19 protein-coding genes and 1 tRNA gene are annotated in these 21,992 nt (G+C 28.4%); 10 read left to right on the top strand and 10 right to left on the bottom strand.

What is annotated here, in order from left to right; all coding sequences use genetic code 11:
• Positions 1-7: 7 nt before the first annotated feature.
• The gene (locus JEY78_RS02705; RefSeq protein WP_291846569.1) at positions 8-2,758 is read right to left on the bottom strand and encodes a 2-oxoglutarate dehydrogenase E1 component; all 2,751 of its coding nucleotides are present in this window, start codon (positions 2,756-2,758) and stop codon (positions 8-10) included.
• Positions 2,759-3,080: 322 nt separating this feature from the next.
• On the opposite strand from JEY78_RS02705, the gene JEY78_RS02700 reads away from it, so the two are divergent.
• The 6 genes from JEY78_RS02700 to dcm all read left to right on the top strand — a co-directional run bounded on the left by JEY78_RS02700 (position 3,081) and on the right by dcm (position 10,625).
• Positions 3,081-3,154: transfer RNA gene (locus JEY78_RS02700), tRNA-Asn, on the top strand.
• A 232-nt stretch (positions 3,155-3,386) separates the two neighbouring features.
• Positions 3,387-4,586, top strand: coding sequence for a site-specific integrase (locus JEY78_RS02695; RefSeq protein WP_291846568.1), 1,200 nt, complete (start codon positions 3,387-3,389; stop codon positions 4,584-4,586).
• 231 nt (positions 4,587-4,817) lie between these two features.
• Positions 4,818-7,265 carry a DEAD/DEAH box helicase family protein gene (locus JEY78_RS02690; protein ID WP_291846566.1) on the top strand — a complete coding sequence of 816 codons (2,448 nt, stop codon included), beginning with the start codon at positions 4,818-4,820 and terminating at the stop codon, positions 7,263-7,265.
• A gap of 135 nt (positions 7,266-7,400) precedes the next feature.
• Complete coding sequence (locus tag JEY78_RS02685) at positions 7,401-8,264, top strand: AAA family ATPase (protein WP_291846564.1); 864 nt, start codon at positions 7,401-7,403, stop codon at positions 8,262-8,264.
• Entirely contained in the window at positions 8,242-9,273 is a 1,032-nt protein-coding gene (locus tag JEY78_RS02680; RefSeq protein ID WP_291846562.1) for a DUF3871 family protein, read from the top strand. Before JEY78_RS02685 ends, JEY78_RS02680 begins: the two co-directional genes overlap by 23 nt.
• A gap of 101 nt (positions 9,274-9,374) precedes the next feature.
• Positions 9,375-10,625: a DNA (cytosine-5-)-methyltransferase gene (gene dcm / locus JEY78_RS02675; protein ID WP_291846561.1), complete on the top strand. Its 1,251-nt coding sequence runs from the start codon at positions 9,375-9,377 to the stop codon at positions 10,623-10,625.
• On the opposite strand, the gene JEY78_RS02670 is transcribed toward dcm, so the two are convergent.
• The 7 genes from JEY78_RS02670 to JEY78_RS02640 form a co-directional block, all read right to left on the bottom strand.
• Complete coding sequence (locus JEY78_RS02670) at positions 10,618-11,241, bottom strand: hypothetical protein (RefSeq protein WP_291846559.1); 624 nt, start codon at positions 11,239-11,241, stop codon at positions 10,618-10,620. The genes dcm and JEY78_RS02670 overlap by 8 nt on opposite strands.
• Positions 11,228-11,872 carry a BglII/BstYI family type II restriction endonuclease gene (locus JEY78_RS02665; RefSeq protein WP_291846558.1) on the bottom strand — a complete coding sequence of 215 codons (645 nt, stop codon included), beginning with the start codon at positions 11,870-11,872 and terminating at the stop codon, positions 11,228-11,230. The genes JEY78_RS02670 and JEY78_RS02665 overlap by 14 nt, the downstream gene beginning before the upstream one ends.
• Positions 11,873-11,892: 20 nt before the next feature.
• Complete coding sequence (locus JEY78_RS02660) at positions 11,893-12,732, bottom strand: hypothetical protein (RefSeq protein ID WP_291846556.1); 840 nt, start codon at positions 12,730-12,732, stop codon at positions 11,893-11,895.
• A 75-nt stretch (positions 12,733-12,807) separates the two neighbouring features.
• Positions 12,808-13,182, bottom strand: coding sequence for a KTSC domain-containing protein (locus JEY78_RS02655; protein WP_291846554.1), 375 nt, complete (start codon positions 13,180-13,182; stop codon positions 12,808-12,810).
• Positions 13,172-13,798: a hypothetical protein gene (locus JEY78_RS02650; protein WP_291846553.1), complete on the bottom strand. Its 627-nt coding sequence runs from the start codon at positions 13,796-13,798 to the stop codon at positions 13,172-13,174. The genes JEY78_RS02655 and JEY78_RS02650 overlap by 11 nt, the downstream gene beginning before the upstream one ends.
• A gap of 2 nt (positions 13,799-13,800) precedes the next feature.
• On the bottom strand, positions 13,801-14,448 hold the full coding sequence (locus JEY78_RS02645; protein WP_291846552.1) for a hypothetical protein: 648 nt from the start codon (positions 14,446-14,448) through the stop codon (positions 13,801-13,803).
• Positions 14,449-14,450: 2 nt separating this feature from the next.
• Positions 14,451-15,563 carry a hypothetical protein gene (locus JEY78_RS02640; RefSeq protein ID WP_291846551.1) on the bottom strand — a complete coding sequence of 371 codons (1,113 nt, stop codon included), beginning with the start codon at positions 15,561-15,563 and terminating at the stop codon, positions 14,451-14,453.
• A gap of 548 nt (positions 15,564-16,111) precedes the next feature.
• Here JEY78_RS02640 and JEY78_RS02635 point away from each other — a divergent pair.
• The 3 genes from JEY78_RS02635 to JEY78_RS02625 all read left to right on the top strand — a co-directional run bounded on the left by JEY78_RS02635 (position 16,112) and on the right by JEY78_RS02625 (position 17,836).
• Positions 16,112-16,489: a hypothetical protein gene (locus JEY78_RS02635; RefSeq protein WP_291846549.1), complete on the top strand. Its 378-nt coding sequence runs from the start codon at positions 16,112-16,114 to the stop codon at positions 16,487-16,489.
• Between the two features lie 187 nt (positions 16,490-16,676).
• Positions 16,677-17,126: a JAB domain-containing protein gene (locus JEY78_RS02630; RefSeq protein ID WP_291846548.1), complete on the top strand. Its 450-nt coding sequence runs from the start codon at positions 16,677-16,679 to the stop codon at positions 17,124-17,126.
• A 224-nt stretch (positions 17,127-17,350) separates the two neighbouring features.
• Positions 17,351-17,836, top strand: a complete 486-nt coding sequence (locus JEY78_RS02625) for a hypothetical protein (RefSeq protein WP_291846547.1) — start codon at positions 17,351-17,353, stop codon at positions 17,834-17,836.
• Positions 17,837-18,187: 351 nt separating this feature from the next.
• On the opposite strand, the gene JEY78_RS02620 is transcribed toward JEY78_RS02625, so the two are convergent.
• Positions 18,188-18,925 carry a LytTR family DNA-binding domain-containing protein gene (locus tag JEY78_RS02620; RefSeq protein WP_291846546.1) on the bottom strand — a complete coding sequence of 246 codons (738 nt, stop codon included), beginning with the start codon at positions 18,923-18,925 and terminating at the stop codon, positions 18,188-18,190.
• A gap of 8 nt (positions 18,926-18,933) precedes the next feature.
• The gene (locus JEY78_RS02615) at positions 18,934-19,965 is read right to left on the bottom strand and encodes a sensor histidine kinase (protein ID WP_291846544.1); all 1,032 of its coding nucleotides are present in this window, start codon (positions 19,963-19,965) and stop codon (positions 18,934-18,936) included.
• A 224-nt stretch (positions 19,966-20,189) separates the two neighbouring features.
• On the opposite strand from JEY78_RS02615, the gene JEY78_RS02610 reads away from it, so the two are divergent.
• On the top strand, positions 20,190-21,992 hold the full coding sequence (locus JEY78_RS02610; protein ID WP_291846543.1) for a serine hydrolase: 1,803 nt from the start codon (positions 20,190-20,192) through the stop codon (positions 21,990-21,992).

Raw genomic sequence — 21,992 nt, 5'->3', positions numbered from 1 at the left:
CTTATTTTTATTCGTTAGTTGTTTCAAATACTTTATCAATAACACGTTGGTGTCTTCTTTTAAATCTTGCTGAAGAACCTGCCGCAGGAACCGCATAAAATGGTTGCGATGCAACTTCTAAATGCACCAATCTAAATCTTTGCAACATAAAACTCCAAGCACCCATATTTTCAGGTTCTTCTTGTGCCCAAACATAATTTTTTGCATTTGGATATGATGCAATTATAGCCTTTAATTTATCTATTTGCAACGGAAATAATTGTTCAATTCTAACCAATGCTACATCATTACGTTCTAAAGTTGTGCGTTCAGCTAATAAATCATAATAAAATTTACCGGTGCAAAATACTAATTTAGTTACATTATTTTTATCAATAGTGTCATCAATTACTTCTTGAAAACTTCCGTTCGCAAATTCATCTAATTTTGAAACTGCTAGTGGGTGACGCAATAAGCTTTTTGGTGTAAACACAATTAATGGTTTTCTATAATCACGCTTCATTTGACGGCGCAATAAATGATAGAAATTGGCTGGCGTTGTACAATCTGCAACAATCATATTGTCTATGGCGCATAATTGTAAAAAACGTTCCATACGAGCTGATGAATGTTCTGATCCTTGCCCTTCATAACCGTGCGGTAATAAAACTACCAAACCATTTTGCAATTTCCATTTATCTTCTGCAGCGGATAAATATTGGTCGAAAATAATTTGAGCTCCATTACTAAAATCACCAAATTGCGCTTCCCAGATAGTTAATGTATTTGGATTTGCCATTGCGTAACCATAATCAAAACCAAGCACTCCATATTCAGATAATAAGGAATTAAAAATGGTCATAGTTCCTTTTTTATCAGTTACGGTATTTAGTAAATTAATTCGCTCTTCAGAAATTTCATCTCTTAAAATGGCGTGTCTATGACTAAAAGTTCCTCTTTCAACATCTTGCCCAGATATACGCACATCAAAACCTTCTTGCAATAAACTTCCATAAGCTAATGTTTCTCCCATTCCCCAATCAATAGCATCACTTTCAAAAACCATGTTATTTCTATCCATTAAGATTTTTTCAGCTTTTCTTAAAAACTTAAGGCCTTTTGGAACGGTAGATACGGTTTTTGCAATATCCTCTAATTTAGATTTTGGATATGATGAATCTTCAGAAATTAGCATGTCATCTATATCTCTTCTGGTAAAACCTTCCCAAGCATCTTCCATAAATTCTCTTATATTGGAAGTTTCAGTTTCTTTAGCTTTTTGATATTCTTCTTCTAATAAATTTTTAAAATCGTCTATAGTTTTATTTAAATATGAAATATCAATAGAGCCTTCTTCAATTAATTTTTTAGCATAAATATCTCTCGGATTATCATGTTTTGCAATTGCTTTATATAAATTAGGTTGCGTAAATCGTGGTTCATCACCTTCGTTATGTCCATATTTTCTGTAACCTAGTAAATCAATAAAGATATCACGTTTAAATTTCATTCTAAAATCTAAAGCTAACTCAATTGCGTGCACCACTGCTTCAACATCATCTGCATTTACGTGTAAAACTGGTGACAAGGTTACTTTAGCAACATCTGTACAATAGGTGCTTGAACGCGCATCTAAATAATTAGTTGTAAAACCTATTTGGTTATTTACAACTACGTGGATTGTACCACCAGTTGAATAACCATTTAATTTACTCATTTGTATAACTTCATATACTAAGCCTTGTCCAGCAATAGCAGCGTCTCCATGTACAATAATTGGTAATAATTTAGCATTATTGCCTCCGTAATCTTTGTCAATTTTAGCACGAGAAATTCCTTCAACAATAGGGCCGACTGTTTCTAAATGTGAAGGGTTTGGAACTAAATTCATTTTTAGTTCTTTATTATTTCGTAGTGTTTTATAGGTGGTTAAACCTAAATGATATTTTACATCACCATCAATAGTTTCGTCTTCAAAATCTTTTCCTTCAAATTCACTTAAAAGTTCATGGATAGGTTTTCTAAATATGTTTACCAAAGTATTTAATCTTCCTCTATGTGCCATTCCTAGCACAAATTCATCTACATCATAAATTTCAGCTGCATTTCTAATCACAGCACTAATTGCCGGAATTAAAGTTTCTCCACCTTCTAATGAAAATCTTTTTTGACCAACATATTTGGTTTGTAAAAAGTTTTCAAAGGTTACTGCTTGCGTTAACTTTTTTAAGATGTATTTTTTTGATTCTGTTGAATAATTAGGATGGTTTGAGTTTTTTGTAAGCTTACTTTGAAACCATTTAATTTCTTCAGGATTACGAATATACATGTATTCAACACCAATAGAATCGCAATAAATGGTTTCTAAATGTTTAATAATATTGCGTAATGTGTTTTTGCCCGATCCAACTAACTCTCCAGCATCAAAAACTGTTTCTAAATCTTTTTCAGATAAGCCAAAGTTTTCAATTGCTAAAGTTGGTGTATATTGTCTTCTTGCCCGAACTGGATTTGTTTTTGTAAACAAATGCCCTCTAGTTCTGTAACCATTAATTAAGTCAATTACTTTAAATTCCTTTAAAACATTTTCAGGAACCTCAACATTAATAGTATTTGTTTGTGTTGCGTCTGCTTGCGAATATTTTTCGTTAGCAAAATCATATCCCTGAAAAAAGCTTCTCCAGCTAGGTTCAACAGTATCAGGATTTATTAAATACTGGTCATAAATATCGGCAATAAAGCCAGTATGCACAGCATTTAAAAATGAAAATTTATCCATAGTATTTGTTAGTAGTCTATATGTATTATTTTACTGGGTAAAAATACAATTTTTAGGATAATAACCATTTTAATTGATTTATTTTTGAAATAATTATATTTTTATCAAAAAACCACACTTGTATATAAAAATGTGTTTTTAAACGGGGTTTTTTTAAAAGAATTAATAACAAGTTACTAAAAAAAGGATAATTTTTTATTGATGTTTAAATTTAGTTTTCAATTACTTACAGATGATTTTTAAAAAAGATTAATTTTTTTATTAAAAATTGTTGCAGAAAAAAGAAAACCTTGTATATTTGCACTCGCAAAAGAGAATAAATTCCTCCTTAGCTCAGTTGGTTAGAGCATCTGACTGTTAATCAGAGGGTCCTTGGTTCGAGCCCAAGAGGGGGAGCAACTTTTGTTAAAGCCTTACTAGAAATAGTAAGGTTTTTTTTGTTTATAACAGTTACAAACACTTCATTTTACTTGTTATTATTGCATTGTATGCATTCATTGCATCTAAACTTCTCAGAATACTAAAATGCCAACTTGCCAACTTTTTTGATAAAAAAAAGGTGCCCTATAAGGTGCCCAACTTTTTTAAAAGGTGCCCCATTTTTTAATTCACCACAAAATAATACATTATGAAAATTACAATAAGATTTTATATAGATAAAACCAAGATAAATAAAAAAGGAATTTGTCCAATATTATGCAGAATCACCTACAATAAAAGTAGAAAAGAATTCTCAACAGGGTTATTTATAAAACCTGAATATTGGGATAGTGGTCATCAAATTGCTGCACCACCCAATGATGAAAATAATTACATCAATACACAACTAAGCCTTATTAAAAGTAAAATTAATAAGGCTTTTTTAATGCTCCAAATTCATGAAAACAGCTTTATTGTAGAGGATATTTACATGCTGTATAAAGGCAAGAAAATAGCCAAAGAACACAGTGTGTTAGAAGTGTTTGAAAGTTACTTAAATATGCTTAAAAAGCTTATTGGGATAGATTTAAAACAGGTAACTTGGAATAAATTCCATTATGTTAGAAACAATGTAAAATCCTTTATAAAATGGAAATATAAAATCAATGATTTCCCATTAAAAAAATTGACATTACAGTTTTTAATAGATTTTGAATATTATTTAAAAGTTCAAGAAAATCAAAAGCAAATTACTATTAATAAATCAATCCAAAGGTTTAGAAAACCAATAAAGGTTGCGTTGTCAAAAGGCTATTTGGAGAGAGACCCATTTATGTTGTATAAAACAAAAAATGTAAAAACTGAGATTGTGTTTTTATCTGTAGATGAATTAGAAACATTAGAAAAGCACCAATTTGCACAATCAAGATTACAATTGGTGAAAGACTGGTTTGTATTTAGTTGTTATACAGGTCTAGCTTACAATGAAATTAAAAATCTAAAAAAGGAGCATTTAGTGAAAGGTTTTGATGGTATGAGTTGGATAGAAATGATAAGAGAAAAAACACAAAAAAATATTGCAGTTCCAATATTGCCAAAAGCACAAGAATTAATTGACAAGTATGCTGATACTGATTCTAAGTTTGTATTTAGTGTTGTAAGTAACCAGAGGTATAATTCCTATCTGAAGGAAATTGCACCAATACTTGGGATTAACAAAAGACTGACAACTCATACAGCAAGAAAGACATTTGCCAGTACAGTATTGTTGTATAATGATGTACCAATGGAGATTGTAAGTCAACTTATGGGACATAGTAGCATCACTATAACAGAGGATAGTTATGGCAAGGTAGTCCAAAAGAAAGTTAGTGAGCAAATGAAGAAATTAAATGATAAGTTAAAATAATTTATTACATTTGAAATGCAGGTTATTTTTCCTGCAATCTTTTTCATAGCAATTTTACCACCTCCTAAATGGGGGTGGTTTTTTTATGACCTAGAGAATAAGAAGCCCTCATAGTCATTAAAGAGTATATAAACCATATAATTAGATTATTTTCTAAAAAAACTCTAGAAATTCTATAATATTCTAGCAAAGAAATTAAATTTGAAGTAAAGGATTTAATTTTAAATTAATATGGAGAATAGCCAAGGCTTTAAAGTAAAGGATTTAGATATTGTATATAGAAAATTTTCAAAAGAAGACTTTAGTGAATCTGAATTTACAGTAGTTGAAAATGAAGTTACCCCAAATAGTGAAGGATATGTTAGTGATGAAATTCTTCAAGTAGTTGAGGAAAATATAAATGAGGAAAATTCTGTTGTAATTAATGCTGCAACTGGACAAGGTAAAACTACAGCTGTTTTTAAAGCAATAAAAAAGCATTTTGAAGAAACTAATGATATCATTGTTGTTGCAGTTCCATTAAGGTCTTTAGTAAGTAAGTATGCTGAAAAAATTAGAAATGAAATTTCTGATGATGCAGTTGCTACAATATTTGATTTAGAAAATTCAACAAATATTGGTCATTTTAATTGGATTATAAGCAGAAGGATTCATATTGTTACTGTAAACTTGTTATTAAGGAATTCAGGAGATTTTTTTGAACAAAAAGAAATTAAGAAAAAATACCTTAATGATTTTATTTTGAGAGCTAATCAAAGAAATAGAAAATTAGTTTTCTTCTTTGATGAAATTCATTCAGCTATACACAATTTTACTTCTGAAAATATATTCTCTTTTTTAAAATTTCAGTCAATAACTAGAAAAATTTACTACATAAGTGCAACATATAATGAAGCTTCATTGATGGTTGTTAGGATGCTTTCAAATTTAACTAAGTTTAATATTCTCTTAATTAATTCAGACAGGAAAAGGAAACCAAAAGCTGAATTACACTTATTAATAACCCCTAAAAGATATTCAGGGAATAATACAATGGAATTAATGTTGATTTTAAAAAGTATTATTACAGAAGCAATAACTAGTAATACTCCATTAAACATATTAACTTATACAAGAACATTGGCAAAATCATTTGTTGGTGAAGGGAATAATAAGTTAGATGATTATGTTTTTTCAATTTTCAAGGAATTTAATGTTTTGGATAAATTAAAACTACATGTAAGTAAACCTTCCAATATTTTATCTCAAGATTCAACTGAAATAAATAAGAATAATATCAATATTGGTACAACATTTAATACAGGAATTGATATTACCAATGGAACTTTTATTATTGTAATGCCTGACTCAACTGTTTTAGGTGACTCACTTGGTAAATATGGAATATTTACAGATGGTGTAAATTCTATTTTTCAAGCAATTGGAAGAATGAGAGGTGAAGGCAAGATATATGTGGTGATGGGAAAAACTAAGAACCTAATATATCCAGTAAGAACAAATTATGCAATTGATTTGGAATTATCACAATATCATAGATTTAAGAATCACTATAAATCTTTTCCATATGAAAGTAATGATGATTCTAAAATTTTGAAAAAATATTATAATAAGAAGTACACTAAAACTGAAAATGAAATTAATAATTATCAAATTTTAGATTCAAATAGAGGAATGGGTCTAACATTAAGATATCCATCTTATCTTGAGTGGGTTATGGAATATGCACAAAAATATTTAACCTTAGAGTACTTATTTTATGGAAAATGTTTAACTCCAATTGTTATATGGTCAGCTATCCATAATCAGTTTCATAATTGTAATCTAAAAAGTATTAATCTATCATCTCCAAGAGTGGATTTTAACTCTCAAACCTTATTAGATGATTGCAATAGATTAATAAATGAACAATATCTAATAGAAATGGGAGAAATGGAATTGGAAGATGGTTCAGTATATACTGAAATAGTAGATGGGTTTGTTCCAGAACTCTATAGATTGCCAGATTTAGAAGTATTTAAATTGTTGAAGTACCTTTTTAATGATAGAACAATTTATATTGATGGTCAAGAATTGGGAAAAGGAGTAAATGTAAAACTTAAATCAATAATCCTTCAAATAATAGGAACCAGAAAAAAGGGTATTATTTCATATGATAGATATAATTATTTATTAGATTTAGTTAGTTTTTCAAAAGATATTAATCTACTTGATGCAAATAATTATGAATTTAGAAATGAAAATTTAGTTGTCCTTGGCAAAGAATTAGAGCTTCAAGTTGAAATGTTGTATCAATTTTTAAGGACAAGAGATTTTATTTACAAAGAATATAAATCTGATAATTTAAAGGACCAATACAGAAGTATTCTAGAAGAAATAGTTAAAATATGTAGGCTTATTAAAAATGAAGATGAATTTATTTCATTGAATGCCTTTGATTTATTCAGAAAAATTAATATTGGTTTCATATATAAACAAATCTATACTGTATTATTTAATGTTCGAGAAATAAACCCTCCTTTAAGAGGGGTAAATTTAGATGAAAATGGGACTAGGGGATTGGTTTTAAGATTAAATGGGAGAAAGGAATACAACACATTGTCAAATGGAATTAATAGTTTTTATTGTCCTATTTATATAGAGTCTTATCTTGAAACTCCATTTGGTAAAGTGAAAAAGTGAATTAATATTAAAAAAGAATCAAAACCATTTTGTGATATCCACTTATATAGGTAGATATCACAAAATGGTTTCAACCTGCTAATTTTTAGCAGGTTTTTTTATGCCTAAAAATTAATAACAATAAATATAAAAATTATGAATTTAAGACAATCAACTAGAAGTAATGCTAAGATGAAAATGGCATTACAAGCTCCTAGTGGAGCAGGAAAAAGTATGTCAGCTTTATTGTTGGCAAAAGGATTAACCAATGACAATCTATCAAAAGTAGCTGTCATAGATACAGAAAATGGAAGTGCTGATTTGTATGCTCATTTAGGCAATTATAATGTGCTATCAATGTCACCACCATTCACTCCTGAAAAGTATATTGAAGCAATTGATATTTGCTTAAAAGGAGGAATGGAAGTTATAATAGTTGACTCAATAAGCCATTGTTGGGATTACTTAATTGAATATCATTCTTCAATGCCAGGAAACAGTTTTACAAACTGGGGGAAAATTACTCCAATGCAGAATAATTTTATCAATAAGATTTTGCAATCAGATGCTCATTTTATTGCAACAATCAGAACAAAACAAGATTATGTATTGAACAATAAAAATGGAAAAATGGTTCCAGAAAAAGTTGGGTTAAAAGCTATCCAAAGGGATGGAGTTGATTATGAATTTACCTTGGTATTTGACATCAATATAAATCATCTAGCTGTTTGTTCAAAAGACAGAACTGGAATGTTTGCAGATAGACCTGAATTTATAATTACAGCTGGAACAGGAAGAAGAATTAAAGAGTGGTGTAATAATGGAACTGACCTAGAACCTATTAAAAAGCAAATTAAAGCTTGTGGTACATTGGAGCAATTGAGAGCATTATACACTGCTAATATAGCTCATAAGGATTCATTAATTAATGAGTTTCAAAACCAACAGGAGGTACTTAAAAATCAACAAATTATTAATATTAATAAATTCAGTCAAAATGGAACTTCAAGTAGTAAATAGGAATAGGGAAGTAGTAAATCAGCTCCCTCATAGTTTAAAAAAGATTATAATTGAAAGTGATACTCAAAGCCCTCATAGTGGTTTAAAGAGTAGTAATTCATCATTTATTGAGGCTAACACAATTCCTGTTAGCCTCAATCATTTAAGGCAAGATTGTACAATTCCAGTTTTTAGTAAAGACAACGAATGTACAATTAGTCATCAGGAGTTTATTGAAGCAATGTTTAACAGTGTAGGGAATGTATTTCTAGACCAACATATAGCTCACCCAGAAATTAGAGTTTCACATCAAATTAAAGGGAGAATTCCTGAAGCCATTAGAAAACCAGTAAAAGAGCTACTTCCATATGAGAAGACAATTTACTATGAAAGAATGGCTGTTACTATAGACATTCCTAGGGTAGTTAAAACCATAGGAGGGAATGATTTATCCCTATCTGTAGGGGGTGTTAGGGCATATAACCAAGAAAATCTTTATAGCAAGAAAACTATAGAAAAATTCAAGGTGTTTATTGGATTTAAAAATTCAGTTTGTACTAATTTGTGTATTTCTACTGATGGATTTTTAGAAGAAATAAGAGTTGGGAGTATTGAAGAGTTACAACAGAAAATGATAACCTTATTTTCAAGTTATGATGCTGAGAAGCATTTACATCAAATGCAAGAGTTGGAACAACAATATTTAACAGAAAAACAATTTGCTCAAATTTTGGGAAAAGCTAGATTATACAATCATTTACCCAAAAGTAAAAAGCAGGAATTACCTCAATTTACTTTTAATGATGGACAACTCAATACAGTTGCTAAAGATTACTATGAGGATGAAAGTTTTTGTAGAGATGACAATGGGAATATAAATCTCTGGAGTTTATACAACCTCTTTACAGGTGCAGTAAAGAGCAGCTACATTGATTCCTTTTTGGAAAGAAATGTGAATGCTCATACGTTTACCAATTCTGTCTCTGAAGCTTTAAAAGGTAACAGAGATTACCATTGGTTTTTGAGTTGATTGATTGAATGTCCTATATCATTTTTTGATATAGGACTTCTTTTAAAAGTATTATTTTCTTTGGGTTAATTAATATATTTTTGTAAAATTAAATTTTAAAAATGAGTAAAAAAATAAATATTAAAGTTGTTGAATTATTTGCAGGAGTTGGAGGCTTTAGATTAGGATTGGAAAATAGTAATGATAAAGTAGATGACAAAAAATTTGATATTGTTTGGAGTAATCAATGGGAGCCTTCTACTAAGATACAGCATGCCTCTATTGTTTATGAAAACAAGTTTGGAAAAGAAAACCATAGTAATAAAAACATTTCAGAAGTTAAAACTAAAGATATTCCTGACCATGATTTATTAGTTGGTGGATTTCCTTGTCAAGATTATTCAGTTGCTACAACTTTAAAAAACTCTAAAGGACTGCAAGGTAAAAAAGGTGTCCTATGGTGGGAGATATATAGAATTCTTAGTGAAAAAAAGAAAAAACCTAAATATCTTTTTTTAGAGAATGTTGATAGGTTATTAAAATCTCCTTCAAGTCAGAGAGGAAGAGATTTTGCTATTATGTTAAAATCTTTAGATGATTTAGGTTATGCTGTGGAATGGAAAGTAATCAATGCAGCTGATTATGGAATGCCTCAAAGGAGGAGAAGAATTTTTATTTTAGCTTATCTTAATACCACAAATCTTTATAAACAATTAAATAAATCTGATAAAGAGGATTGGGTTTTAAAAAATGGAGTATTAGCAGAAAGTTTTCCTGTAAGTTTTCAAAAGAACTTATCAAGGTTTAATTTAAATCAAGAGGTTCAAGAAATATCAGACAACTTTAATAAAGGTGGAAAATTATCACCTTTTGAAGTAGGAGGACTTTTTGTGAATGGAGAGGTCTTAACAATGAAAACATCAGCAGAATATGATGGTCCTTGCACCCATTTAAAGGATGTTCTTATTAATGTTAATCAAGTTCCTCAGGAATATTTTATTTCTGAAAAAGAATTTGATAAATGGGAATATTTAAAAGGGGCAAAGAAAGAGATTAGAGAAACAAAGGATGGTTTCAAATATAATTATGGAGAAGGAGGTATGATATTTCCAGACAATTTAAATAATTCTTCAAGAACAATTATAACAGGAGAAGGAGGTAAATCTGCATCAAGATTTAAACATGTGGTAAAAACTAAAAAGGGATTAAGAAGGTTATTACCTATAGAGTTAGAAAGACTCAATATGTTTCCAGATAATCACACAGAACTTGATGGAATAACTGATACTAAAAGGGCATTTTTTATGGGAAATGCTTTAGTGGTTGGAGTGATTGAAAAAATTAGTGAAGTACTTTTGAATAGAATTAATTAATTTTTGGGTAAATTGTTTTGGCTATATTTTTCTCTATTAAAAATTTTAATCTTAATTGAAGATTAATAGGTTCTTCTTTTAAATGATTTGAATAAAAAAGACAGCCTTGAGTTTTATCATTTAACTCAGCTATGGCTGTCTTTTTTAATTTTTTGTTTGAGGCTCTTATTTCAGTTTGATAGTTAAATAATTTTTCTTGGGTCAATCCAATTGAATTTAAATAGTCAATTAATTTTTTTCTGTCAACACTTGTAATTTTACATTTACTAATTCCTTTTGATAAATCTTTTTCATCATTTGCATAAATTCCTGTTATAAGGAAGTAGTGTGTTGTTATTTTATCATCATCAATTAACCAACCTAGTTTGTTATAATTATTTTTTAAATAGGATAATTCAAAAGTAAATGTAGGAAGGTCACTATTTACATAATCTAATTGTGCTTTTTCATCAATATAGAATTTTGTATCATTTTTTTCATAAATTAAATCTACACCCCTATGTTGTAGGTCTAAATCATTGATTCTTATAAGATATAAATTTAATTCTAAATAAATTTCATCCAAATATTTACCTAAAACCTGTTCTTTATTTAAATCCCTTTTAAAAAAGCTCATTTTGATTGTTTCTTACAATTTTTCCAATTTTTTTTCTTTGTGCAAATTGCTCATGTTTGACTAAAAAGGTTTTAGGAGAAGTTAGACCAATAATTAATAAAGGAACAGTCAATAGGTTTTGTAGTGGAGGAAGGTAATCCAGGAACTTTTCAAAAGTACCTATAGCTCCATCAAATCCCCCTGATGATTTCATTTCATTAGTTGCAGTGATTATTATCCCTATTTTTGTTTGAATAGCTTTTTCTACATGATTTAATTCACTTGCCAATACAGGTTTAATTAAATTCCAGGCAATTACAGTGGAATGGTTAAATGCAACTTCAATTGAAATATCTTGTTTTGCAAAATCTAATCTCCAAGTTTCACCTTGGTATTCAGTATCTTGAAAAATTCCAGATTCACTATTCCAATCTTTTTCAATAAATTTCTCTTTTAATAACTCATTAATTGCCTTTGAAATACTTTTTGGTGTTCCTTCAATATGTTCACTACCATATCCTTCATGTTTATTTATTATATCTTCTTCAGATATTCCATCAAGAACATTTAAAAATTCTGTGTATTGTTCAATAAAATCAGGTTCATTTAAAATGACTTCTGCATGTCTAAAAGAATGGGTTATATATTCCATAATTAGTATTTTAAAAGCTTTTATTTATTATCATTAAGGTCTGTTATTGCTAAAACCATAAACCCTTCTAATGTATACCTTCTGTAAAATTTCATAAAAGCCATAAAAAAAACATATGACATTGCAGCAATTATTAATAAGATTAGTATTTTAATTTTATCAAATGAGGAATATAAAATTACATGTTGTAAAAAATACCAAAATAAAAGATTTAATAATAAAGAAATAGTTCTTGTAAAACCATATAGAGCTACATAATTATTAAACTTTGATTGATGATTTATAGAGTTTTCATAAGTGTAATGCAAAACAATTCTAAAAAAATCAGCATTTTTCCCTGACCCATTTTCAAATCCATTTTTTGATGTAATTCCAATTTTTTTAGCTAATAAATTAATTTTTATTTTTATTATTTTAGCCAGATTATTATCAATATTTTTATGATAAAATGCCTTAAACCCAAACCAATTTCCAAGGAAATAATCTAAAAAAGCAATTGGAAAAATAAACAAAATCATTATTATTCTCCAAAATCCTTTTAAAAAAGAACCTTTAAAATTCCAATATTTTTCAATAGAAAAATTAAGAAGGTACTTAGAAGGGTAACCATATCTCCAAATAGAGTATTGCTCTACAGATATTGAAGAAATAAAACTTAACAAATGTCCAAGGACATATGATGTTATTAAAAATAAAATTCCAATTTCTAAATTTGGCTCATCAATAGTATTAAATAATTTTTCAAAATTTATAATATCACAATTCTTAAAGTACCTAATTATATAAAATGAATAAAGGAACAATGCTCCTGGAATAAAATAACCAAGAAAATCATATACTGAGAATGGGTTTTGTTTCATAGCATTTTTTTAAAAGTTAAATTTAATAATTTAAAATTTTAAATATTAAACTTAATGAGGTTTTGTTTAATAAATTTAGTTTTTGATTTTTAATTGATAACTACCTTTTACATTTCTATTGTAAAAACTTCCAAAAGATTCAGCTTGTTTAAAGTTTTCCCAAACTGAAATTGGAACATTTTGATAGATGTATTTAGTACTTCTAATTTTAACTAGTAAAAATCCAATCTTTGAATCACAGCTATAAAATGAAGCACTTTTAATTAATGAGCTTCTTGAGGTGTTTACTCTATCTTCAAAAGTGAAGTTTGTTGATTTAACTTCACTTACAGCTTGTTGGTAACTGTTAAATTGTGTAGGCAATTCATTGCAAGATTGAGAATTACAGGAGAGCAGATTTAGAATTACACCTATAAGAGCTGAATAAAGATGAACTTTTTTAATTTTCATTTGATAAAGTTAAATCTATACATTCTCCATATAAAGTATAACTGCCAGCATCTATCTCTGTCTCAATTTCATACTCATCAAGTTCTGCATCTTCAACAGTTTCTCCAACAATTGTATAATCTCCCATATATTTATTTATAAAAATTCCTTTTTTAATATGAGTAGGTTTACATATAAAAGTGAAATTCATATAATATTCTAGTATTATTCTATTATTCCCATTATTAGGGTGTTTTGAAATTTCTTTATCTCTATGTTCAAGTATTACATCTATTGTTTTTTTATCAGCTTTTAATGCACAAAAATAATGAGCAGGGTATTCTCCCATAGATATTTCAAGTAAGTATTGATTGTTTTCAATTTTTTCAATGTCAAGAATCTTTCCTTTTCCAATTATTAATTCTTCATTTAACACCTCTTCTAATTCAAATGAATAATAAGATGTTAATTCTCCAGCAGTTAATTCTTTAGCAGAATATTTTTTTATTAATTTTTCAACTTGAGATTTTTGAATTTCCTTTTGAATTTCATATTCTTTTTCCTTATTTTTCTTTTCTGTATTACAAGATGTAATTAATATACTAACAAGTAAAATGTATAAAATGGTTTTCTTCATATTTATTTTTTTTCTTCAAATTCAAATGTGTTCACTACTTCTTTGAAAATATCAATCCATTTATCCTTACCTTCAAGACCTGTTGTCAATGAAATAATTACTTTTTCATTTATATTAAAAAATTGATATGTTTCCATATAAGATAAATATCCATTTATTTCACCTACATAAATTGAATTAATATAAGACATTCCATTTATATTTCCTGTTGCAGAAGGAAACACTTCAATAACATCCAAACTAAAAGGTAATGTTTTCAACTCTTTAACCCCTTCTATTTTAAAATATTCATCAAATTCAACTAAGTCAGCTTTAGACATTTTAAAGTTCCTTTTAGGGAAAGAATTAGAGTCAATTTTAAAGTGTTTAACTAATATTCTAGTCACATCTTCAGTAGCAGATATTTCTTGATTATCTGTGCCCTTTGGTTGGAAAATAAGTTCTGATTTACCTATTTTTACAACCTGATTTGGGTTGTATTCATCTCTGAGTCCATCCATTAATTCATTATATACAGAATCACCACCCCTTATTTCTAAAACATTAGGAATAGATATTTCAATAGCATTGGGTATTTCATACTTTTGCCAATTACTAGTACAACTTATTAAAAAAAAAGTTAGGTTTAAGACAGCTATTATATTTTTCATTATTAATTAAGTTCTATTATTTTTGAATTTTCTATTGTTCCATCTTTATATAAAACTCTAACTTGGAGACTTGTATAACCTACTTGTTTTAATTCATTAATAGCACCTAATTCTGCATAACTATTAAACATTTCTTGGGACATACCTACTGCTTTACTTCTATAAAAGTTTTCAGCTTGAATATATGGTATATTTTCTTTTATAGCTGATTCCTCTACAGAGACTTCAATAATAAATGTATCATGATACATAGAATAGTGTATTAACTTATCACCATCTTCATTTAAATTTTTATTATAATTGTATTTAACTAGAGTATCATTAAGTTTTGAGGTCACTATAGTTTTAGTAATAGCTACTCCAATTATTAAAAGTAGCAAAGAGACAACTATAACTCTTTCAGTAATTCTATTTTTCTTTGTTCTTTCTCCTTTTGTTTTTAAAAATATTATTATCCCAATTAGACCTGGTACTCCTAGAAAGAATCCTATTGAAAAAGCTTTCCATTTAGACCTATTTCTAATTTCAGCTATTTTATATGCTGCTATTCCTGAAACTAAAAGAACCAATCCAATGATTAAATAATTATTCATAAATAAGGAATGCCCACCTATAAAGTACTGGTATATTAAGAAACTAATTGATAAAATAATTACAACAGCTACAATATAAGTGCTTGATGAATTTTTTGATAATATTTTTTGGGTTTTAATATCTCTAATTTTATTGATTATTGTAGGTTTTATTTTATTTAAAGAGAATCTATTTTCAATAGATTGAAAATTAACTTTGACATTTGATAATATATTCATTTGTGAATCTTGACTCTTACTTTTCAAAATTTTCCCAAGAAATGAAAAAGTCATATCATAATAAATAGTTCTACTAAAAAACACTAAGATTGCTAAACAACAAAGGGCTAGTATGAAATTATATTCAAAATATTCACCTAAATAGAAAAAATCCTTATTCAAGTATTCTTTAATTAATTCTGCTTGAAATGCATTATCTTTAGTAGACATTATTCCCTTTAATATGCGGCTTGGTTGTTTAAATAAATAACCAAGAAAAATACTGAATAGTATAGTTAAGATAAAAAAAAATTTATTTTTCATTTCACTTTTTTGGTTTTAAATCAAAGAGATATACTTACTAATTAAGTTATAAGGTGTGTCCATATTAAAAGGATTGAAATAGGATTTCATTTTACGTATGGATTTCATAACAGCTTTAAAATTAAGTAGTTTGGTTGAAAAGTAATATGACTTTTATCATTTACCCAAATTTACCATTTATCATTGAGTTTGCTTTACGGGAAACCATAATGCTGTAAAATAAACTACTTGTAACTCAGAAATTTTTTATAATAAAATTTTTCTAGAAGCATTATGTTTTTACAAGTGTCCTTAGTAAACAGCCCCCACCCATTTTAGGGGTTGTCATCCCCCTGCCACTTTATGGCTAAAAGCAAATTTTCAGGGCTGATAAAAAAACCTACCTAGTGCAAGACCCTAACCATTTCAAGCCCCTAATAAAGTTTAGGTAGGCAACTCAAACATAGTTCAATCAAAAAAATTCATAGCATATAAATAAATCAAGGTGATAGTTGATGACTTTAATGCTTGAAGCATCAATAAATATTAACTCAAAAATTAAATTAATTATGGTAACAGTAACAAGTTATGACAGAAGGTCATCAGAAGATGGTAGAGAATTTTTCACAATTACATTACAAGGTGGTGTTGAAATTGTAAAGTCTGCAAATGATAAAGTCTATATGACTATAAGAAAAACAAGTATTCCATCAACATTTGATGAGAATGTTTGTGCTTCATTGATAGGTACACAAATGCCTGGAGATATAGAGAGGGTAGAATGTGAAGCCTATGAGTATGAGAACAAAGAAACAGGAGAAGTTGTTGTTTTACATCACACTTACGTTTATGTGCCTGAAGTGAAGAAACAAGTTGAAAAATCTGTATCTCAATCACCTTTAGTTCCATTCTCTTTGAATGGGCAATCAGTATTTGCTGAAGCTTAAAAACCATTTTGTGATATTTAGCTATATAGGTAAGTATCACAAAAATGTACAAATGAATGTCTTATTACAAAAGTGATAAGGCATTCATTTTTTTTATGTGTACCAAGCCCTAACCTATTGATTTTAATAGGTTTTCAAAAACACTAAACTCCTATAATTTTATAATATATAGCCAAATCTAGAAACTATGAAAACAAATAATATTGCTGAAATCCAAATAAGTTATTCACCAACGATTAAAAAACAATTCAGAATTAAAATTACAAATAGTACTAATGCTTATGAATCTTTAATTCATACTTGGGATAAAAATATTATTGAGCTACAAGAAGAGTTCAAAATAGTATTGCTTAATAATTCAAATGAAATATTAGGCATTCACAACCTATGTAAAGGAAGTACAAGTGGCGTTAATGTAGATATGAAATTGCTTTTCGCAGTAGTTTTAAAATCTTGTGCAACCTCAATAATTGTATCACATAATCATCCAAGTGGTAAACTAAAACCTAGTGAATCAGATATTGCAATAACTAAAAAGATAAAAAGAGCTGGAGAGCTGTTAGACATTAAATTACTTGACCATTTAATTGTAACAAAAGATGGATTTTACAGTATGGTGGACAACAATAATTTTTAAACCGTTATTCATTTTAAACTTAAAGATTATTAAGATTGGGTGTTTAATGTGATATATATCTTATTTAATCTATGAGGAAGTATTGTTACTTGGGGTTAATTTTGTTTTACACAGATTTGGTTTATTATAATTATTCATCTTAAATTTATTATTGAACCAAAATCTCTCATAGTTTTTAAAGAGATATATAGATATTTTTCAATAAATTTATCCATAAAAATGATATGAAAATAATTATACCTCAAAAGAAATTTATGCCATTTATTTGGCTTTACTATCCATTTAAAAAGGAAGAAATTATTGAGCTAAATGAAGATGTAAATTGGAAATTACTATCAAATAATGAATCAGTAAAATGGGATTATCATTTAATAAAAGAATATGAATCATTTTGGGATTGGGATGCATTAAAGGATAATAAAGGTGTATTCAAAAGAGTTTCATTACACCTTCTTTTTACTGATAGAGTTGAGCCCATAAAATGCAATTGTGAAATGCAATTAGATAATTGTGATTGTGTTACTGAATATGATATTTGGGGTTTGTATTATAGGTCAAGAGCAGATAAGTATTTTAATGTAGGATATGAGAAATATGGGGCTGATATAAATAGATTCAAAATTGTAACTCAAAATTTCATAGGTTTTGAAAGATTAAAAATGATATTGAAAATGGAATCTAGTGGAGATGTAAGTTTTATATTTGATTAATGGTTCAAATTTGATAGAGTTGTAGATGGAGAGCTTATATATTTATGGTGTCTTATATTTGAAATCCTTTATTTATTTAATTTATTTTTTTTGTCAATTATTTTATAAAATCACCCTATTATGTGTCTAAAATTATTAAGAATGGGTAAGAAAAAGGAGTAACTAATTATTTTATAGGTATAACTAACTGTTTAGCAAAAGTATATGTAGCTTGGTTCGAGCCCAAGAGGGGGAGCAAAACAGGTCTTAACATTCATTTGTTAAGGCTTTTTTGTTTCTAAGACATTTAGTTTTGGAACATTTTTTTATGCGCAAGATTTGAGCAAGGTTTTGGTTGAAATTCCTGTTTTATTAGATTCTATGATCCCTTTTCTTACTTATGTCATCTATCAAAGCAAAAAATACTTCCCTATAATTACTGCTTATAGGGATCTCTTTATCGTCAATTACTACACAGTGCTTTTTGACCGTTTCTATATGTTTTAATGCTACAATGTAGGATCGATGTATTCTTGAAAAAAATTCTTTTGGAAGTAATTCCAATACTTCAGATAGTTTATAGCGAGCCAAAATAGGTCGTTTATCGGTATAAAAAGTCACATAATTACCGTCACTTTCTATGTATTTAATATTTTGAATAAACAATTGATGAAATTCTGATCCGCTTTTAATAAAAATTGTTTGTTCAGAGATATCATGAGAAATTTCAGAGCTTGAAGTTGTTATCGTGCTGTTTTTTTCTAAAAGCTGTTTTGCTTTCATAACTGCCTGAAGCAGCCTGTTAAATTCAATGGGTTTTAAAAGATAGTCAACTGCTTTAAGCTCATAACTTTCCAAAGCATATTCTGAATACGCTGTAGTAAATATAATAAGGGGTGAATTTTGCAAAAACTTAGGAAAGCTAATTCCTGATAATTTTGGCATATTTATGTCTAAGAAAATAAGATCAATCGTATGCTGTTGAAGATATTCAAGCGCATCCAATGGATCTCTAAAAGATTTCTTTAAGGTCACAAATGGTATGCTGCTTAAATGAAATTTAAGTACATCAATAGCAGCGGGTTCATCATCAATTATTACACAGTTCATACGAATGGTTATTCAAGTTGCAGAATAAGTAAAGATATAAAATATCCCTTTTCTTCTTTAGTTTCCAAGGTATACGTATTTGGGTAAAGAATGGAGAGTCTCTTTTTTAAATTATCAAGTCCGAAACCAGAGGGTTCATCTGTTAAACCATAAGCACCTTGATGTATGGTATTGGTTACTTTAAAATATAACTCTTTTTGCACTACCTCTAATGATATATCTATAATAGATTTTGTTTTAGGATCAATACCATGTTTAATCGCGTTTTCAACAAAAGGAATAAGCAACATGGGACTTATTTTAACAGAATTTATAGCTCCTTCAATATTAAAATTTATGAATACTTTGTCGTCTTCCGCAATTCGTAACTGATAAACCTGAATAAAATTTTTAAGGTGATGAATCTCTTTTTCCAGCGCTACCTTATCCTCATTTGTTTCATAAACCATATAACGCATCAACTCTGCAAGTTTCGCAATGCCATCAGCCAATTCCGGTACGTTATGCTTTAAGGATTTGGCATAAAAACTATTTAAAACATTAAACAAAAAATGAGGGTTGATTTTAGATTTTAAAAAAGCCATTTCTGTGGAAAGTTTTTCTTCAAGCAAAACCCTTTTCAGTTTTTCATTTTGTATCCAATATTTAATAAGCGAATAAGACAATGCAACCAATAAGATGAAAAAACCAATCACTGAATTATAAAGTAAATACACCACAAAAGATTCACTCGCAGAGGAGAAAAAATTTGCCAGATAGCTATAATCTAAAATACTTTCAAATAAATTAATAAGTATGAAGCCACCTGACAAAGAAATAATCAATGCCTTAATTTTTTTCAATCGCAAAAATTTTGGAACCAAAAAAAATGAGGTTGCATAAAAAACGACTTGGTTCATAAGCATCCCAAAAAGGAGGGCAACCCAATAAGGGCCTCTATCTTTCCTGAAATCACCAATAGTAGAAGTGTAGTTTAAAATTAAAAAGTAACCTATTCCCCATACTAAAATATGAATTATGGGTTCTATATATTTTTTCATATTCAATCGTTTCTTTGTCAAAAATAGGGATTAAAATAATCTAAAATTTTAAATGGGACAAAAGATGTCATTATTGTGGCCAAATCCCATAGTACTGTGAAGTTCGTCTTTTTTCACACAATTATGGGTTTCTATCACAGCAAAGAAGGCAACAATCACTTTCATTTTAGGGAGTCATTTATACATTCTAATATTGCTTCAAATTAATTATTAAATCATAAAAAATGAAGAAAGCAGTTGTACTATTCATCACATTAATCTTAGGAATTAATTCCTTTGGACAATCAACCTCCAACAAAGAATTAGAAAATAATATTGATGGCTTATTTGAAAGTTATTCTTATTATAATCGCTTTATTGGAAGTGTTTTAATTAGCAAAGACAACCACATCATTTATCAAAAAAGTTTTGGTTATGCTGATAAAAAGGGACATAAAAAAAATACTAAAACATCGATATTTAGCATTGCCTCACTTACAAAATCATTGACAGCTGTTGGAGTTATGAAATTGGTAGAAGAAGGCAAATTGACATTAGAAACACCTGTTTCAACCTATTTCCCAGATTTTATGCCTGACAATTCAAAAGACATAACAATTCAACACTTGTTAAATAACAGTTCTGGTATGGAGGCCAATATTGGCAGAACAGATGACAATGGAAATGGATTGATGCCAGAAGAAACTCTAATAACCTTTGATGAACTTTTGGAAAAATTTAAAGATTCTAAACTTAAATTTGAGCCAGGAACTGGTTATGATTATAATAATTTTGGATACTTACTTTTAGCTAATATCATTGAAAAAGTAAGCAAACAATCTTATGCTGACTTTATGGAACAAGCAGTCTTTAAACCTGCGGGAATGAAAAATACAAGCATTGCTTTTTTCAATTCTTTAAATCAAAAAGCACAACCGTATTTAGGTTTAGGGATGACTGAATTTGAAAAATTCAATGCACCTTTCCATCCTTCTTGGCTTGTGGGAGCAGCTGATATGAATTCAACCACTGTGGATTTATTAAAATTTATGCAAGCCTTAGATAATGGGATATTATTAAAATCAACATCCGTGAATAAAATATATACCGCTACACAAGCAATAGGCGTTAATGAAATGTTATCTGGCTTGGGCTGGGTTATTGACCATAAAGGAGATGAAAAATGGATATACAATAATGGCTTGCTTCCTGGTTATGCATCTGTAATGGGTTCGTTGTCAGAAAGAAATATTAAAGTAATCATCCTTTCCAACGCGACTTCTGTAAATCCGGTTGCAGATGAGTTTCAAGGTGAGGTTACTTTTGTCCCTGAAATTACCGATAAAATTATTGCACTGTTACAAAATAAAAGCATAGAAAATTTACCAACACCAAAAACTAATATAGTCAATAGTATCGTTGATGAAACTAAAAGCTATCAGTTGGATAATGAACACTCACTTGTCTTAAAAAATATAGGAAACACCTATTTATTAGAAACAGTTGGTGCAGCACCTTGGTCGGTTTTTACGTACGCTTTTTCAAGAAATGCAAATGAACAAGATGCCTCCAGTGAAACTGCTTTGTTTTTTGCGAATGCAATGAGCACTCAAAATTTTGAAGGACTTATTAATTATGCGAATGATCAAATGAAAGGGTTTTTAGGTACAGAAGAAGGTTTAGGCCAATTAAAAGGAATGTGGGCGAATTTTTTACAACACGCCGGTAAATTTATTTCATATAATATTTATAAAATTGAAGGAGATGAAGTTAAAAATGTTCATATCAGATTTCATTTTGAAACAGTTGATATTGGAATTGTGTTAAGTATAAATCCTGACCATAAAATACAAGGAATGTTTATGGATGATTCCGTTAAAACAAATCATATTGACAAGGTATATTTAATTCCAATAAGTAAAAATGAATTTTTTATCAATGGGCATCAAAATGCTGGGATGCAAGATTTAAAAATAACAGTATCTAATAAGGGATTAATCTTAACAGATGGTTCCATAAATTTTGAAGCTGAGGCTATAAACCCTTAG

It is taken from the genome of Lutibacter sp. (assembly GCF_016342705.1).
Classification (GTDB): Bacteria; Bacteroidota; Bacteroidia; order Flavobacteriales; family Flavobacteriaceae; genus Lutibacter.
This window is presented reverse-complemented; position numbering and strand designations above follow the sequence as displayed.